This is a genomic window from Citrobacter sp. JUb117, from assembly GCF_024809055.1.
Lineage (GTDB): Bacteria > Pseudomonadota > Gammaproteobacteria > Enterobacterales > Enterobacteriaceae > Citrobacter > Citrobacter gillenii.
The window spans coordinates 16355-32303 of sequence record NZ_JANUFB010000008.1 but is presented as its reverse complement, the minus strand read 5'-3'; the positions used below and the strand labels follow the sequence as shown (position 1 = coordinate 32303).

20 protein-coding genes are annotated in these 15949 nt (G+C 51.9%); 7 read left to right on the top strand and 13 right to left on the bottom strand.

What is annotated here, in order from left to right; genetic code table 11:
- Nucleotides 1-85: 85 nt before the first annotated feature.
- The gene (locus M2374_RS17855) at nt 86-1273 is read left to right on the top strand and encodes a CynX/NimT family MFS transporter (RefSeq protein WP_115258702.1); all 1188 of its coding nucleotides are present in this window, start codon (nt 86-88) and stop codon (nt 1271-1273) included.
- A 37-nt stretch (nt 1274-1310) separates the two neighbouring features.
- Here the strand turns inward: M2374_RS17855 and M2374_RS17850 are convergent, their stop codons facing one another.
- Nucleotides 1311-2018 carry a CTP synthase gene (locus tag M2374_RS17850; protein WP_117342964.1) on the bottom strand — a complete coding sequence of 236 codons (708 nt, stop codon included), beginning with the start codon at nt 2016-2018 and terminating at the stop codon, nt 1311-1313.
- Between the two features lie 198 nt (nt 2019-2216).
- Here M2374_RS17850 and M2374_RS17845 point away from each other — a divergent pair, with 198 nt between their 5' ends.
- Nucleotides 2217-2564 (top strand): DUF488 domain-containing protein, encoded by a 348-nt coding sequence (locus M2374_RS17845; RefSeq protein ID WP_096757324.1) that lies wholly within the window; start codon nt 2217-2219, stop codon nt 2562-2564.
- Between the two features lie 7 nt (nt 2565-2571).
- Here M2374_RS17845 and M2374_RS17840 read toward each other — a convergent pair whose 3' ends face one another.
- On the bottom strand, nt 2572-2820 hold the full coding sequence (locus M2374_RS17840) for a DUF333 domain-containing protein (protein ID WP_181688212.1): 249 nt from the start codon (nt 2818-2820) through the stop codon (nt 2572-2574).
- 186 nt (nt 2821-3006) lie between these two features.
- Between M2374_RS17840 and M2374_RS17835 the strand changes: the two genes are divergently transcribed.
- The 3 genes from M2374_RS17835 to yoaJ are packed head-to-tail and all read left to right on the top strand — an operon-like array spanning nt 3007 to nt 4255.
- Nucleotides 3007-4032, top strand: coding sequence for a sensor domain-containing diguanylate cyclase (locus M2374_RS17835; protein ID WP_181688213.1), 1026 nt, complete (start codon nt 3007-3009; stop codon nt 4030-4032).
- Between the two features lie 47 nt (nt 4033-4079).
- On the top strand, nt 4080-4178 hold the full coding sequence (locus tag M2374_RS17830; RefSeq protein WP_096757327.1) for a YoaK family small membrane protein: 99 nt from the start codon (nt 4080-4082) through the stop codon (nt 4176-4178).
- 2 nt (nt 4179-4180) lie between these two features.
- Nucleotides 4181-4255 (top strand): protein YoaJ, encoded by a 75-nt coding sequence (gene yoaJ / locus M2374_RS17825; protein ID WP_099530266.1) that lies wholly within the window; start codon nt 4181-4183, stop codon nt 4253-4255.
- A 48-nt stretch (nt 4256-4303) separates the two neighbouring features.
- On the opposite strand, the gene M2374_RS17820 is transcribed toward yoaJ, so the two are convergent.
- Nucleotides 4304-4552 carry a GlsB/YeaQ/YmgE family stress response membrane protein gene (locus M2374_RS17820; RefSeq protein WP_115258707.1) on the bottom strand — a complete coding sequence of 83 codons (249 nt, stop codon included), beginning with the start codon at nt 4550-4552 and terminating at the stop codon, nt 4304-4306.
- 358 nt (nt 4553-4910) lie between these two features.
- Between M2374_RS17820 and fdhF the strand changes: the two genes are divergently transcribed.
- Nucleotides 4911-7058, top strand: a complete 2148-nt coding sequence (fdhF, locus tag M2374_RS17815) for a formate dehydrogenase subunit alpha (protein WP_153880422.1) — start codon at nt 4911-4913, stop codon at nt 7056-7058.
- 54 nt (nt 7059-7112) lie between these two features.
- On the opposite strand, the gene M2374_RS17810 is transcribed toward fdhF, so the two are convergent.
- From M2374_RS17810 to leuE, 4 genes are all read right to left on the bottom strand, one after another.
- Entirely contained in the window at nt 7113-7757 is a 645-nt protein-coding gene (locus M2374_RS17810) for a hypothetical protein (RefSeq protein WP_115258709.1), read from the bottom strand.
- Between the two features lie 209 nt (nt 7758-7966).
- Nucleotides 7967-8149, bottom strand: a complete 183-nt coding sequence (locus M2374_RS17805; protein WP_096757331.1) for a DUF1869 domain-containing protein — start codon at nt 8147-8149, stop codon at nt 7967-7969.
- Nucleotides 8150-8152: 3 nt separating this feature from the next.
- Nucleotides 8153-8515, bottom strand: coding sequence for a DUF1971 domain-containing protein YeaR (gene yeaR, locus M2374_RS17800; RefSeq protein WP_096757332.1), 363 nt, complete (start codon nt 8513-8515; stop codon nt 8153-8155).
- Between the two features lie 174 nt (nt 8516-8689).
- A complete protein-coding gene (gene leuE / locus M2374_RS17795; RefSeq protein ID WP_117343116.1) occupies nt 8690-9328 on the bottom strand; it encodes a leucine efflux protein LeuE in 639 nt (212 codons plus the stop codon).
- A 236-nt stretch (nt 9329-9564) separates the two neighbouring features.
- Here leuE and ycaC point away from each other — a divergent pair, with 236 nt between their 5' ends.
- Nucleotides 9565-10191, top strand: a complete 627-nt coding sequence (gene ycaC, locus M2374_RS17790; protein WP_096757333.1) for an isochorismate family cysteine hydrolase YcaC — start codon at nt 9565-9567, stop codon at nt 10189-10191.
- 57 nt (nt 10192-10248) lie between these two features.
- On the opposite strand, the gene zinT is transcribed toward ycaC, so the two are convergent.
- The 6 genes from zinT to M2374_RS17760 form a co-directional block, all read right to left on the bottom strand.
- Nucleotides 10249-10893, bottom strand: a complete 645-nt coding sequence (gene zinT, locus M2374_RS17785; RefSeq protein WP_404979247.1) for a metal-binding protein ZinT — start codon at nt 10891-10893, stop codon at nt 10249-10251.
- A gap of 123 nt (nt 10894-11016) precedes the next feature.
- Nucleotides 11017-11607 carry an ATP-binding cassette domain-containing protein gene (locus M2374_RS17780; protein WP_117342959.1) on the bottom strand — a complete coding sequence of 197 codons (591 nt, stop codon included), beginning with the start codon at nt 11605-11607 and terminating at the stop codon, nt 11017-11019.
- A complete protein-coding gene (locus tag M2374_RS17775) occupies nt 11591-12385 on the bottom strand; it encodes an ATP-binding cassette domain-containing protein (protein ID WP_181688215.1) in 795 nt (264 codons plus the stop codon). The genes M2374_RS17780 and M2374_RS17775 overlap by 17 nt, the downstream gene beginning before the upstream one ends.
- Nucleotides 12379-13191 (bottom strand): ABC transporter permease, encoded by an 813-nt coding sequence (locus M2374_RS17770; RefSeq protein WP_181688216.1) that lies wholly within the window; start codon nt 13189-13191, stop codon nt 12379-12381. The genes M2374_RS17775 and M2374_RS17770 overlap by 7 nt, the downstream gene beginning before the upstream one ends.
- Nucleotides 13181-14155 carry an ABC transporter permease gene (locus M2374_RS17765; protein ID WP_181688217.1) on the bottom strand — a complete coding sequence of 325 codons (975 nt, stop codon included), beginning with the start codon at nt 14153-14155 and terminating at the stop codon, nt 13181-13183. The genes M2374_RS17770 and M2374_RS17765 overlap by 11 nt, the downstream gene beginning before the upstream one ends.
- The gene (locus M2374_RS17760) at nt 14155-15741 is read right to left on the bottom strand and encodes an ABC transporter substrate-binding protein (protein ID WP_181688218.1); all 1587 of its coding nucleotides are present in this window, start codon (nt 15739-15741) and stop codon (nt 14155-14157) included. Before M2374_RS17760 ends, M2374_RS17765 begins: the two co-directional genes overlap by 1 nt.
- Between the last annotated feature and the right edge of the window lie 208 nt (nt 15742-15949).

Below are 15949 nucleotides of genomic sequence, written 5' to 3'. Positions count from 1 at the left end.
TTAGCGATAATCTGTCATTTTAGCTTGATTCATCCATGGTGTAAAAACGGTAAGGTATCGCCTCGCCTGACGATAAGAGAAAAAGATGACTTATTCCCCTTCCCCCCGCGGCAAGCAAGGTGCATTGCTGATTGCGGGTATCCTGATGATCGCCACCACGCTTCGCGTTACCTTTACCGGTGCTGCGCCGCTGCTGGATGCCATTCGCGCAGATTACGCGCTGACGACCGCCCAGACGGGGCTCCTGACTACCCTACCGCTGCTGGCCTTTGCGTTAGTTTCCCCCCTGGCGGCGGGCGTTGCCCGTCGATGGGGTATTGAGCGCAGTCTGTTTGCCGCCATGCTGCTGATTTGCGCCGGTATTGCCATACGTTCATTGCCCTCACCGCCATTCTTATTTGGTGGAACCACCCTCATTGGCTGTGGGATAGCATTAGGCAACGTGCTGCTTCCGGGGCTGATTAAGCGTGATTTTTCACAACATGTCGCAAAACTTACCGGGGCGTACTCGTTGACGATGGGAGCTGCGGCCGCCATTGGCTCAGCCATCGTGGTGCCGCTGGCGCTTAACGGATTCGGCTGGCGCGGTGCGCTGATGATGTTGATGGTCTTTCCGCTGCTGGCGCTGTTTATCTGGCTACCGCAGTATCGCCAGACGAGCCATGCCACGATGAGTAACTCGCGCGCGTTGCATTCCCGAGGGATCTGGCGCTCCAGCCTCGCCTGGCAGGTGACGCTGTTTTTGGGGATCAACTCACTCGTCTATTACGTGATTATCGGCTGGTTGCCCGCTATTTTGATTAGCCATGGCTACAGCGAGGCGCAGGCGGGTTCGCTGCACGGTTTGCTGCAACTCGCTACTGCCGCACCCGGCTTACTGATCCCTTTAATCTTGTTTAAATTGAAGGATCAACGCGCCATTGCCGCTTTGGTTTCATTAATGTGTGCGATTGCAGCCGCAGGATTCTGGCTGCTACCCAACCAGGCCGTGTTGTGGACGATTTTATTTGGCTTTGGCTCGGGCGCGACGATGATCCTCGGACTGACGTTCATCGGACTTCGTGCCAGTTCTGCGCACCAGGCGGCTGCGCTATCCGGTATGGCGCAGTCTGTGGGGTACTTGCTGGCGGCATGTGGACCGCCGTTAATGGGCAAAATTCACGACCTCAACGGTAACTGGCAGATACCGTTGATTGGCGTCGCCCTACTAGCGACGCTGATGGCTGTGTTTGGCCTGTATGCTGGACGCAGCCGTGAGATAACCTCGCCATAACGCATGGGGCAGGCTCATTGCAGACCTGCCCGACTTTTTATCCGCGCGCCGCGCGTAACATCGCCTGAACCAGTGGCACGGGTTTCCCCGCCAAGGCACCCCGTTCATGTTGAAAGAGCGTGCCAACATAAAAAGGATGCGTCACCAGTTCAATGGCCCGAATATCTCCCGCCTCATCCCAGCCCGTTACGCGTAAATCCCCACGCTCCAGTTCGTCGGCAAAGGCTTGCGATACGCCGTAGTTGCAGTGATAACCTTCGGAGATCACCTCCTGATTGTAGGCTCTGGCGATCAGCGTATTCGCCCGCAGTTCGATATCATCCGTTTTTTCGACCAGCGAGCAGCTCAATGGGGCAATTACCATGCGACCTTCGGTATCCGTTTCTGCGTGTGCGGCATCGTGCCAACCCAGCACGTTGCGGGCATATTCGAGGATGGCATGCTGAAAACCACCGCAGGTGCCGAGAAAGGGAATACTGTTTTCACGGGCGTAACGAATAGCCGTCAGCGCACCTTCTGGATGCTGATACGGGCTACCGGGCACCACCCAAATAGCGTCATAGCCGACCAGGTCCTCACCGCTATTAATATCCGATGTGGTTAGCCAGTCGTAATCCGCCATTAATTCCAGCACCGCGGCAGCGTCATCAATAGCAAGAGGAATCGCCTGATGCGCGACAATGTCAGGGTTGTAGTCACCGACCAGCGCAATGCGAAGTGTATTTTTTACAGGGGAAATGTCCATGAGAGTTTCCTTGTGTCCAGACAATAAGGGACAACATAAGGAGCCTCACCCTACCGATATTTTGTTGTTTTCACAATCCCTTAAATTGGGAGTCAGTCGCGACAAAATGCTATAATGGTCACGTTTTACGATCTTAATGTACCGTAAAGACGATAATAAAACGTCTCCATTCGGTGACATAACGGAGCGGATTGAGAAATGAATATTCAATGTAAACGCGTGTATGACCCGGCTGAACAAAATGATGGTTATCGCGTTCTGGTCGACAGACTGTGGCCACGGGGGTTAAAAAAAACCGACCTGGCCTGCGATGAGTGGAATAAAGCGCTCACGCCCTCGACTGAATTACGCAAAGCATTTCATGCTGAACTTATTGATTTTAAACATTTCGCTGAACAATACCGCGCCGAGCTTGCTCAACAGCAGCAGGAAGGGAAACGGCTTGCTGACATCGCGCGTCAACAGACCGTCACGCTACTGTATGCAGCAAAAAATACGCAGCAAAACCACGCTCTCGTGCTGGCCGAGTGGCTACGTCAATGGTAGCAGGCTCTCACTGCGTTTTAGCCGGGTGATCTCTGCGCCAAAGCGCCCATTCGTCGATCACTTCTCCACCGGGGAGCTTGCAGTCAGAACGTACCCCTTGCGGCGTTTGTACCGCAGTCAGCGAACCTCCTTTTTGCTGGCAATAGACGGATGCCGGATTCGCCATACCCACTTTCGGTGGCATTGGTGCATCGGGTTGCGTCGAACATCCCGCTAACATCAGCATACCTGGCAACACAATAAACACAGATTTCATGACCGCTCCTGCAAATAATGTTATTGCGGAAGATTACCCTGACTGCCCGCCTACCTCCATGTTTTACTGATGAGTTTTCATTCTCCGCTTACATTTCATACAGTTCGGCTTGTTTCATCTTTCACAGTGTTGTTTTATCATGCAGGCATCACCGTCGTTGTTACTACTCAGGAGTATTTACCTCTCATGTCTGACATGATCCTTGCCAGAGTCTCACAATCATTAGCCACCGAGCAGTCTGTTGAGGGTCTGGTTCGGCAACTTCTGGAGATGCTGGAAATGGTGACTGACATGGAGTCGACCTATTTAACCAAAGTCGATTTAGATGCACGCCTGCAGCATATTCTGTATGCACGTAACAGCCGACAGATGCATATACCCGAGGGTTTGTCGGTGCCGTGGGATGAAACGTTGTGCAAGCGCGCAATCGAAGAAAATTGCCTGTACAGTGATAACGTCCCCGCTCGCTGGCCAGACTGTGCCGCCGCACGCGCGCTGGAAATTACCACCTTTTTGAGCACGCCTGTCCACCTTCCGGATGGGACATTTTACGGCACGCTTTGCGCCACCAGCCGGCAGCAACAAACGTTGAGCCAACGCGGAGAGCAGGTCCTGCATCTGTTTGCGAGTCTGATTGCCCAGTCGATTCAAAAAGAGTCACTGGTGGCGCAATTACGTGAAGCGAATGCGGCACTCATTGCACACTCCTACACCGACGCGCTCACCGGATTACCTAATCGTCGGGCCATTTTCGAAAATATGGAAACCCTCTTTTCGCTGGCTCGCCATTTGCAGCAAAAAATTATCGTCGCCTATATTGATTTAGATGATTTCAAGCTGATCAATGACCGTTTTGGCCATGAAGTTGGTGACCAATTTTTGATCCAGGTTGGGCAACGTTTGCGCCATGTGTGTAGTGAAAACGATATTCTCGGCCGACTGGGCGGCGACGAATTTCTCGTCGCGGGTCTGTCACAAAAAAGTGAAGAAGATCAACACACGCGCATGCAAAGGGTTAAAGACCGGTTGCAACAACAACTCTGCGGCGACTATCAGCTTGGCGCTATCAGCCTGTTTTATCCTGGCGCCAGCCTGGGCGTGATTGAAGTCGATCCGCGAGAAACCGACTTAAACTGTGCGCTTCATAACGCTGATAGCGCGATGTACCTGGATAAAAAACGCGAGGGCAAAACTGCTTTTGTCACGCATTAAGCCCTGTTATTCTGGCTCATCTTCACATAACGTTGGCTGGTGAAACCATGCGGATTGGTATTATTTTTCCTGTCATTATCTTCATTTCCGCCGTTGTTTTTTTATCCTGGTTCTTTATTGGCGGCTACGCCGCTCCGGGAGCATAACCATGAAAAAAACAACGCTCATCATGATTGGCGTCGCCATTATTGTGGTACTCGGCACCGAATTGGGCTGGTGGTAAAAAATAAAGGCCACACGAAGTGGCCTCTACTTCAATATCTGTTTTGATTTAGCTTTTGACTTTTCTGTAGATAAACAGAACAACGAGCGCGCCGATAATCGCCACGGCAAAGCTGCCAAAGTTGAAACCATCCACTTTGCCAAAGCCAAGCAATGTACTGATCCAACCGCCAACGACTGCACCGATAACCCCTAAAATAATAGTCATAAAGAATCCGCCGCCGTCCTTGCCTGGCATAATCCATTTTGCCAATATCCCAGCGATAAGACCGAAAATAATCCATGAAAGTATACCCATTTTTTTCCTCGCTTATGTTTTTACGTGAACGATTGACTCGTTATTTAAAAGCATAGCATAGCGCCGAAAAATTAAAATTTGTGATCACCATCACCATGGATTTTCATCTTATTCCGATGTTTCATGATCTTAGATCACCGCAAATGGCGATCTTTTCTGACGTTTATCGTCATTAATGTCGTTTCGTCAGTGACTTTACGCTTAATTTCGCAGCCCAACCCTACCGTGACTACGTTTTCAATTCTGGCACACTTTATGCTTTAACAGCCCGTCACTACGATACATCGTAGCCCGTGACCTATTCACGTGGCTGCGTCTACAATTCGCGCTATTTCAGCATTTAACAGGTCTGTTATTGATGAAAAAAATCACCAGTGTATGCCCATACTGCGGGGCCGGGTGCAAGCTCAAGCTTGTTGTTGAAAATAACAAAATCATCCGCGCCGAAGCCGCTGAAGGGGTGACCAACCAAAACCAGCTATGTCTGAAAGGCTACTACGGTTGGGATTTTCTTAACGACACGCGCCTTCTGACTCCCCGTCTAACTCGCCCGCTGATCCGTTATGAAAAAGGGGGAAAGTTCACGCCCGTCAGCTGGGATGAAGCCATTCGCTACACCGCAAAACGCCTATCAGACATCAAAAATGCTCATGGTCCCCGCGCCATCATGACTACTGGCTCTTCCCGTGGAACAGGAAATGAGACCAACTATGTGATGCAAAAGTTCGCACGTGGCGTGCTCAACACCAACAACGTCGATTGCTGTGCTCGCGTATGCCATGGCCCTTCCGTTGCCGGATTGCAGGAAACCTTAGGCAATGGCGCAATGAGCAATTCCATCAGCGACATTGAAAATTCCAAATGCCTGCTCATCTTTGGCTATAACTGCGCAGACTCTCATCCGATAGTCGCCCGCCGGGTCATCAAAGCCCGTCAGAACGGGGCGAAAATCATTGTCTGCGATCCTCGCCGCATTGAAACCGCGCGTATTGCAGACCAGCACCTGCAGTTGAAAAATGGCTGTAACATGGCGCTGGTCAACGCCTTTGGACACGTGCTGATTGAAGAGCAGCTCTACGATCGTGAATACGTACAAAAGCATGCCGAAGGCCTGGAAAGCTATTGGGAAACCGTAAAGGACTATGCGCCTGAAACCGTTGAACACCTCACCGGGGTGCCAGCTCAACAGGTACGCCAGGCGATGCGCACCTTTGCCGCCGCACCGTCAGCGACGGTGATGTGGGGAATGGGCGTGACGCAGTTCGGCCAGGCTGTCGACGTCGTGCGTGGGTTGTCGAGTCTGGCCTTGCTGACCGGCAATCTGGGTCGACCTAACGTCGGCGTCGGCCCGGTACGCGGGCAGAATAACGTTCAGGGCGCATGCGACATGGGCGTGCTTCCCAATCAATTTCCGGGCTATCAGGACGTTACCGATCCCGCAGTGAGAGCGAAATTTGCTCAAGCCTGGGGGATTGACGTCAACCTGATGGATGACAAGGTGGGCACACGGATCACCGAAGTCCCGCATCTGGCGATTGAAGGCAAAGTTAAAGCCTACTACATCATGGGGGAAGATCCGCTGCAAACCGAAGCCGATTTGGGCCTGGTTCGAGAAGGCTTCAACGCGCTTGATTTTATCGTGGTGCAGGACATCTTCATGACCAAGACGGCGGAAATGGCCGACGTTATCCTGCCCGCAACCTCATGGGGCGAACACGGTGGCGTCTTTACCTGCGCCGATCGTGGTTTTCAGCGTTTTGAGAAGGCGATCGAACCCACCGGGGATGTGAAGCGCGACTGGGAAATTATCAGTCTGTTGGCGACCGAAATGGGTTACCCAATGCAGTATCAAAACAACCAGCAAATCTGGGATGAGATGCGCGAACTCTGTCCGCTATTCTATGGGGTAACGTATGAGAAAATGGGCGATATGGGCCATATTCAGTGGCCTTGCCCGGATCTCGATCACCCTGGCACCCCGTATCTCTATCAGAATAGTCGGTTTGATACCGCCAACGGTAAGGGCAAGCTGTTTGCCGCTCAGTGGCGAGCCCCTGCCGAAGTACCGGATGAAAAATACCCGATGGTGCTCTGTACCGTACGCGAAGTGGGGCATTACTCCTGTCGTTCCATGACCGGCAATTGCGCAGCACTGCAGGCGCTGGCAGATGAACCGGGCTATGTGCAAATCAATACTCAGGATGCCGCCAAACAGGGGATCCGTCATCGTGACCTGGTGTGGGTGAGTTCCCGTCGAGGGAAAGTCATCAGCCGTGCCGATGTCTCCGAGCGCATCAATAGCGGAACGGTGTATATGACGTATCAGTGGTGGATTGGCGCATGTAACGAGTTAACCCAGGATAATCTTGATCCTATCTCGAAAACGCCGGAAACCAAGTATTGCGCGGTGAATATCGAACACATCACCGATCAACATTGGGCAGAGAAGTATGCTGCGCAATCATATAGCGAGATGAAGTCACGTTTATGTGAGGCTATTGCGTAAATAACAGTACACACAGCCTGAGTCTTTTGTTCAAGGCTCAGGCTGTTATTTCGATCACTTAGCCAGCAGTTGCTTGCCTACACGAACAGATGCGTATTCTTCCTTCTTATCTCGCCGCATAAAACCAAGGTTCATCAGAAATAATCCCACCATAAACGGCAGTTCATACAGCTCTTCAATAAGATCGCCGTAATGGGCATTATGCAGAAACAGTGGCGACAGCAGGCGATGATGTTCTACGGTGTCAGATATTAAAAATGCACAGGTGGTGATTGCCAGCAGCCAAATCGGCAGCGGTTCATTACGTACACGACGTGCAATATCCTGCCGTAAGCGCTTCGACAATAACACTGGCAGAATAATCATGGCAATTAACACGACTGAAATGGTTCTGAACAGAAGTTTAGGGTGCTCAGGGAAATAATCACGTCCCCAACTGGTGCTTCTGCCCAGTAAAACCAGCCACCACACTGCCGCCCACAGCCAAAATTGCTTCTCACCTTCAGGACGAGATAAAGGCCGAATATAGACGAGAGTAAATATCGCGCCAAACAGTAGCCACAGCGCCTGCCCATTTTCAATCCATCTGACAACGGTGCCGTTTAACAGAGGAAGATTCCAGTTTGCGGTGAACGGGATCGCGACGATGACCAATCCAAGAATGAGTGTGGGTAATGTAAGCTGGGTGTTCAATTTCATAAGCAAGATGTTCTGTAGTGTTACTGTGTACCGATCATAACCCCTGTGAATGGTTGCCTATTAGCAATGAATGCGATGTTCTTAAGGTTTTCTTAAGAATTCTTTTTTCGGACTGTTTAAGTAACCAGTCACAGGATGTCAGTCAATAAAAAAACCGCAGCATGCTGCGGTTTTTTTATATAAATCATAGAGTAACGGCGTTTATGGCGTTACCAGCCGCAAACATCGTGTTCATTTTCTGTATCGTACGAACGTACGGTATTCACCAGATCTTTGACCACTTCGGCTGCCACGTCGGGTACCAACAGCGTCATTGGCGCTTCCGTTTCATAATCAACAGAAACGCCATTGCTGTTATTGGTTACGGTGACGGTATAGGTTGCTTTACTCATGACTCACTCCTTGCCGGTACGCACGACTTTTCGTTGATTAGCACTCTCCATCAGAACCTCAGGCGCAACGAAAAAATCGATATTAAAGTAGGTGTCGTCGGTCATCACTTCAATGTTGTGCCATTTTTCCGGTGGAAAAACGCCAAACTGACCGGCTTCAATAATCATCACCTCTACGGGCTCCGGGCTGTGCTCATCTGCGAATCCGAGATATTTGACCGCCCCCTGCATAACCGACAGTCGAGGATAAACCCCCGCACGGGTACCTTTATCAAGGTGGCGTTCGAAAATTCCGGCAGGCGCAGTGTCTTTGTTCCAGAACGGCGTTGAGCGTGTATGAATATGATTCTGTGGAATTTGAAGCATCTTTCTTCCCTTTTCCAGTCGACAACCAGCGAGCCTTATTGAATCGCTGCTGTGAACAGGGTACGCCTCAAAATATACATTTAAAATACCATTTATTGGTTAGTATTCTTACTGATGGGCAATGATAAGAATGGGGAAAACGCAAAGCCCGCCGCCAGGAGCGGGCTAATGGCGTTAAGACTGAAGCGTCGCCAGACGGGCGGCAAATCCCACAAAAATTAAACCGATGAGAGAATTGCCCACCTTCGCCAGTTTCTTCTTGGTGCGAATATACTGCGTGACAAAAGCACCGGAGAAAATAAGGAAACTCAGATAGAAGAAGCTCACGATTTCAAGCGTAATGGCCAAAATAAAGAACGACAACCCTGAATGTGGTGCATTGACGTCAATAAATTGAACGAAAAACGACACATAAAACAGAATGGCTTTGGGATTAGTCAGACTCAAAATTAATGCACGTTTGAAAATAGCACCAAAGGGCGTTTCTTCGGCCGCAGTCTCCGTGGCCTTCGACTTTAACGTGGCATACAGAATCTTCGCGCCGAGATATAACAGATAAAAAGCCCCCAGATAACGCACGATATTAAACAAAACGGGCGTTGTTTTGATCAGTGCCGCAACACCTGCGTAGGCCAAAAACATCAGCACGGCATCACCGATGAACACCCCGCAGGCTGCAAGGTAACCGCCCTTCACCCCTCGCCCTACGCTGTTCTTCAGCACGAATATCGTATTGGGCCCCGGTACCAGTACAATAAAAATAGCCCCTACCAAATACGTCCAGTAATTCAGAACTCCATACTCTGCGAACACGTTAACCTCTTCCTGATAAAACACATGCACTTGCTGCGAGACAATATGCTAACGAATGCATCACCTGATGGAAAGAGAAGCTTATGAATAGCGCACTCTGTTGCAGAATATTTTTCGTTCCAGATTTGCAACGATGAAACTCATTTTTGCGACTACCCAATACCCCGGATAGCCACTACTGTTTATCAATAGATTTCGCCGTCGAGGCCCCCTCTCATCACCTGGAGAAAGAAAAAATGACGATTACCTATAAACGTGTGGATAAGGATCAGGCTGCCGTACTGTTGGTCGATCACCAGGCAGGTTTACTGTCGCTGGTCCGTGATATTGATCCCGACAAGTTTAAAAACAACGTGCTGGCGCTGGCCGATCTGGCGAAGTACTTCAAACTCCCCACCATTCTGACCACCAGCTTTGAAACCGGTCCTAATGGTCCTCTGGTTCCTGAGCTGAAAGCGCTGTTTCCTGACGCCCCTTACATTGCCCGCCCGGGGCAGATTAACGCCTGGGACAACGACGATTTTGTCAACGCGATTAAAGCGACGGGTAAAAAACAGCTGATCATTGCCGGTGTCGTCACCGAAGTGTGCGTCGCCTTCCCTGCACTATCGGCCATTGAGGCAGGGTTCGACGTGTTCGTGGTTACCGATGCGTCCGGCACCTTTAACCCGCTGACCCGCGACTCTGCCTGGAACCGTATGTCTTCTGCCGGCGTGCAGTTGATGACCTGGTTCGGTCTGGCCTGTGAATTACACCGCGACTGGCGTAATGACGTTGAAGGGCTGGGCACGCTGTTTTCCAACCATATTCCTGACTATCGCAACCTGATGACCAGCTACAGCACGCTGGCTTCCGGAAAATAATATCCGCAATTTATCAACCCGCCGTTATCGGCGGGTTTAAATACAGCCGGATGGGAATTAATGATGCAGCATCTCGTCAATCACCGCTTCTGCTTTGAGCTGATACGGATAATAGGTTGGCCAGTTGTCCATCTCTTCAAGCAGCGCTGCCTGTGAGGTATTTCCCATAAAGATGTGATAGTGGCTCGATTTGCGTGGCGCGATAATATGATCGCTAAATTGAACGTATTTCGGCGCCTGACTATTTGCCTCTTTGCACTCAAACAGATACCGCACACCTTTCTTACCTGACGTATAGGTCAATATTTTGTATCCGGCGTAATCATATTTACACGACGCGACCTTATTACCCGTATGAAATTCCATCACACCGTTCTCGATACCGATAGTGTCCACGCTAGTGGCATAGCCTGTGCGGTAATAGGTTTTATACTCCTCCGCCGTTTTACTTTTATCCTTTTCGGCCTTCTGCTTGAATACCGGATCCAGTTCACCGCTCTGCAGATAAGGGTAAACGGACTGCCACACGCCATCCCAGTCGCTCAGAGCCCTGTCCTTCACATGGCTATTATCAAAAACGCCCTCTGACGCTTTTTGCTCTATTTCTGTCATCGGTGCGCCATGGGAATGGTGCCCATGTGCCAGTACCTGACTACTGGCTAACAGCATCCCCAAAACAACCACCAGTCTTTCCAAACGAATAGCCAAAATTTCACCCTCAATATGGTTGCGAGTGAATTGTTATAATATAACGTAACAATTTAATCAACGCGGTTATGCAAAATTCATCCGCAGCGATAAATCGGCCACACGGAGAAAGGACGACTACGTCCAGGGCAACCTTCGCGAACAAAGCTGATCAAGCAATGCCTGCTGATGGCTAATGATGAGCATTCCTAACGGACGACGCTGGCATTCTTCAAGAAGCAGCGCCCATATATCTCGTTGAATAGAAGGGTCAAGCTGGGCGGTAATTTCATCGGCAATGAGAAAACGCGTGCGCGGATCAAGCGCGCGCAGTAGCGCAATACGCGCCAGTTCACCACCAGAAAGCTGCCCGGGTCGGCGGGTTAACCACTCGGGATTGATATGTAAACGGGCGAGCGTTGAGGCATCCGGCTGCCAGGCATCCCGCACCGCATCACCGGTACTTCGCCAGGGGTTGAACGTCAATTCAGGATGTTGCGGCACCAGTTGTACCGGGCAATATTGCCCGACCGGTAACGGTTTATCATCGACTAAAATCTCACCGGAGGTTGGTTTTTGCCAGCCAGCCAGCACGCGTCCCAACGTGGTTTTCCCGGTCCCGCTAGGAGCGCAAATCCCCATGCGCTCCCCGACAGCCAGCGAGAACGTCAGGTTTTGCCACAGCACCTTACCGCCCTGGCGTATAACAACATCACGACAGCACAGCATTCAGCTCTCCAAATAGTTGGTTTCTCTCAGGTAACGCCCGCCATTGCCGCTGCAAATATTCGCTGATATCGCCACGCAGCAGCTGTTCCCGACTCACGTTATCCGATACCCGTCCCTGATGCAGGGCAACAATCCGGTCCGCATGGCGTGCAGCCAGCGTGAGATCGTGGGTTACCCACAGCACACCACAGCCCTGCTCGCAAAGGCCTCGTAAATGCCCCAGCAGTTGATTCGCCAAAGGCGCATCCAGCCAGGCGGTAATTTCGTCAGCAAGGATATAGCGCGCCTGACTGAGTGACGCATGGCACGCCAGAACACGTTTTGCCATCCCACCGGACAGTTGGCGCGGGAAAGCACCTAATACGCTGTTGTCCAGTTGGCTCCGTTCAAGAAGTTGCGTTACCTTCCCCGCGTCCCAGGGATGACCGGAGAGTTGACTCGCTCTTTTCAAATGCTTTTCAATGGTCAGCAGTGGATTAAGCGCCTGAACCCCTTGCGGTACATAACTAAAGGTATTGCCGCGACATGCACGGATGTCATTACGATCCAGCGTTTTTCCATCGAGGGTTATCGCGCCCTGAACGCGCAGATTGTCTGGTAACAGATCGAGCAGACACTGCAACAGCAGACTCTTACCTTCCCCGCTGCCGCCGACTAATGCCACCATTTGACCGGGGGAAATATCAAAAGAAATATCCTGGAGTAGCGATGACCACTTTCTCGCGCCATACCAACGATAGCGCGCCACGTCCAGCGAGATCTGCTGTAAACTCAACATGCGTCACCTCTCAACCACAAACGATGTACCGCCCGGGCAAACTGATCAAATAACATCACCAGGCTGAACAGCATTAACCCCGGAAACAGCACCAGCCACCAGTTGCCGTGGCTGATAAATCGCAGCGCATCCGCCAGCAACAGACCCAGCGACGGCTCATGCGGCGCCAGCCCAAAACCAAGAAAACTTAACGCCGCGCTATGTAACACCGCGTGCGGAAACATCAACAACGTCCCGGTCAACCATTGTGGCAATAGCGCAGGTAAGTAGTGACGACGCCAGCAGTAAAAATGCCCGTGTCCCAACCGCCGAGTCAGCATCAGGTAGTCACTGTGTGCGACACGTTCCGCCTCCGCGCGCAGGATCAAGGCCAGACGCGGCCAATGGGTCAGCGCAACCGCCAGCACCACCCCACTTTTACCACCGCCGAGGGTAAAGCAGATCAAAATCAGCAGCAGCAGATGCGGCATCGACAACATCGCGTCAGTGACTAAGCGCATCAGAACATCCATGCGCGGATGCAAACGCGAAACCGCCGCCATCAATAAAGCAATTACCCCGCTACACACCGCCGCGCCGATACCAATTTGCAGGCTGGTTAACGCCCCCTGAAAGCAGCGCACCCATAAATCACGCCCGAGATTATCGGTGCCAAACCAGTGCAGCGCATCCGGTGGCAGATGGCGGGCCAGCAGATTAACGCTCAGTGCGTTATCCAGCGTAGCGTTGCCATAAATGGCGATGAAGAGTAAACCGCCCGCAGACAGTAGAAGGCGAATCAACGTTGGGGTTGGGTTATAGAGCATCTGGACGCTCCACCGCGCGATTTAGCACATGGACTAACCAGGAAGAGAGCGAGTTGCCGATGAACACCAGCACGGTGCTGAACAAGACAATCCCCATCAGCAGCGGCACATCGCCGCGTAATCCGGCATCAATGGTCGCCTGCCCCAGTCCGGGATACGCAAAGACTTTTTCTGCCAGCAATGCGCCGCCAAAAAGTTCGCCAAGCGAAGCAAATTGCAGGCACAGCGCAGGCGTTATCGCATGACGCAGGACCTGGTGGCGCAGCAGCGACCATCCCTTGTCTCCCTGCGAGCGAGCAAAGCGAACGAAGTCGCTTTTCATCACGCTGGCGATACTTTCTCGGGTGTGCAGCGTAATTTGCCCTAACCCTAATAAACTGAGGGCGCATACCGGAAGAATCAGATGACGCAGACGCTCAGTGAAGCCAGCCATATCACCACTGTTGCCAGGCTCCCACGCGCAGCAGACCGGGAGCACCGGCCAGCGCACCGCAAACACGGCCAGAAGCAGCATTCCTATCCAGAAGGTTGGCAACGATGAAAGCAGATAGCTGAAGCGGCAGATCATTTTATCCGGCCAGCGGTTCAGGAAGCGCCCGGCAACGAACCCCATTGCCGTACCCAGTAACCCCGACATCAACCATGCGCCACAGAGCAGAGCAAATGAGGTCGCAAAACGCTCTTTGATCACGCTGGCGACCGGTGCATTAAACAGCATCGAATATCCGAGATCACCCTGTAAGACGCGTGCAAACCAGTGCCCGAAACGCTCCCACAGCGGCTGATCCAGCCCCCAGCGTGCGGCGATACGCGCATACTGTTCTGGCGGAACATGCAGGAGATCGTTACCAATATAGGCACGAATCGGATCGACCGGCGAGAAGCTGAGCAAGACGAAGGTGCCAGCAGCGACCAGCACCAACAATACGATCAGCCGCAGAAAATGACCCACAACAGACTTCATCAACGGCAGGTCCAGGTCCATTCATCAAGATTGTTGAGCACAGACCAGCTGCCGTGAATTTCCGGCGCCCCTTTGCCCAGGTCAATGCACGGATTAGCCAGATAAGTATGCTGGATATTCAGCAACCATGCCCACGCAGCGTCACCCTGAACGCCTGCACCCTGCTTGCCATCCCACTCCACCTGCTGCCAGAAAGGCACTGCTTTTTGCCAGTCCGGCGCATCAATGGCCTGTTTGAGATGCTGTTCAACCGCAGGATTGCTGTAATAACCGGGGTTGTAATACTCAACGCCCGCGGCCTGCCCGCTGTAGTGATGGAAAAGCTCCATCGGATCTAAACTCCCCCAACCAAACAGCGTGGGATTCGAATGCATGTGGCGCTCAACGGTTTCCCAGCTTCCGGATTGCAGCGACACCGCAATGCCAACAGGTTCGAGCATGGCACGCACCGCTTCGGCTAAATCACGACGCGTACTGTCGCCGCTCGCATACCATAAGGTCAGACGAGCTGCTTTGCCGTCTTTTACACGTACACCATCCGGGCCAACTTTCCAGCCAGCCTGTTCCAGAAGCGCGCGCGCTTTGTCACTGTCGCCATCTTTAAACGCAACCGACGGTCCCTGCCACGGCAGTCCCTGCACCGCGCTGTATGCCGGGATAGCGTGGCCTTCCATAACCTGTTCAGCCAGTTGCTTACGATCGATGGCGTAGTTAATAGCCCGTCTGATCGCGACGTCGGCCGTTATATCGTTACCGACCGGATAACCGTTAGCATCTTTTTTACCCGCAGGGACCATCGGGAACACGATCCCCCGGTTCTCTACGCTGTTGCGAACCCACAGCTTCAAATTATCTTGCTGAGGTGCAACGGCCATTGATGGCGCAATACGCACCAGCCCCAGTTGACCACTGCGTGCGGCCGCGTAAGCGTTATCTTCGTCCAGGAAGACAAACACCAGCCGGCTAAAATCATTTTTCTTACCCGCGTACCAAGGGTTCGCTTCGACGATCAGCTGTTGGCCCGGTTGAAAACTCACCAGCCGATAAGGGCCTGCGCCAATTGGATTTCTGGCAAAGGTTTTTTCATCGTATTGTTTTGCCGGAACAATGCCTAACGAGCCCAGCACGTTCACAAACGTACTCTGCGGACTGCGTAGCGTCATTTCTACCGTGCGATTATCTTTCAGGCGGGCATGGGTGAAATTCCCCATGTCGATTTTCCCACCGCTTTTCGCGGCTTTGTTGAAGGTAAATACCACATCTTCCGCCGTGAGCGGGGAGCCATCAGAGAATTTAAGATCGGGTTTTAAGGTTAATGTCCAGGTTTTCCCATCAGCGCTGGTCTCCACCTTCTCCGTCAGCAGGCTTCCCCAGCTCATATCGGCATTTTGTTTTAACAAAGGTGCATGCAGGAGCAGATAGCTGCCGTGACTCCAGCCTAGCATCGGGTCGAATCCCTCCGTGGGTTCGGGTCCAATTGCCAGTTTCAATGTTTGCCCTTCCACCGCCGGTTGTGCTGCGAAAAGGGAGGTCGAAAATGCCAGAGTCAGTGCGCACGTCAACCGTGCCAGCTTGCCGTTAATCATTACCTTATCCCGCTTTTGCGTTGTTTTTATACCGCACAACAGCACATACCCGTTGTGAGGTCTCCTGGGGAAGGGATTATGGCGGACCACTTTGGCTAAAAAAATGATACAGCGCAGAAAAGTATGACGATTTTAAAAAAACATCATACAACTGTCGAATTCTCACCTCTCGACGTGCAGTGATTCACTGCCGTGATTTTTATCTCCT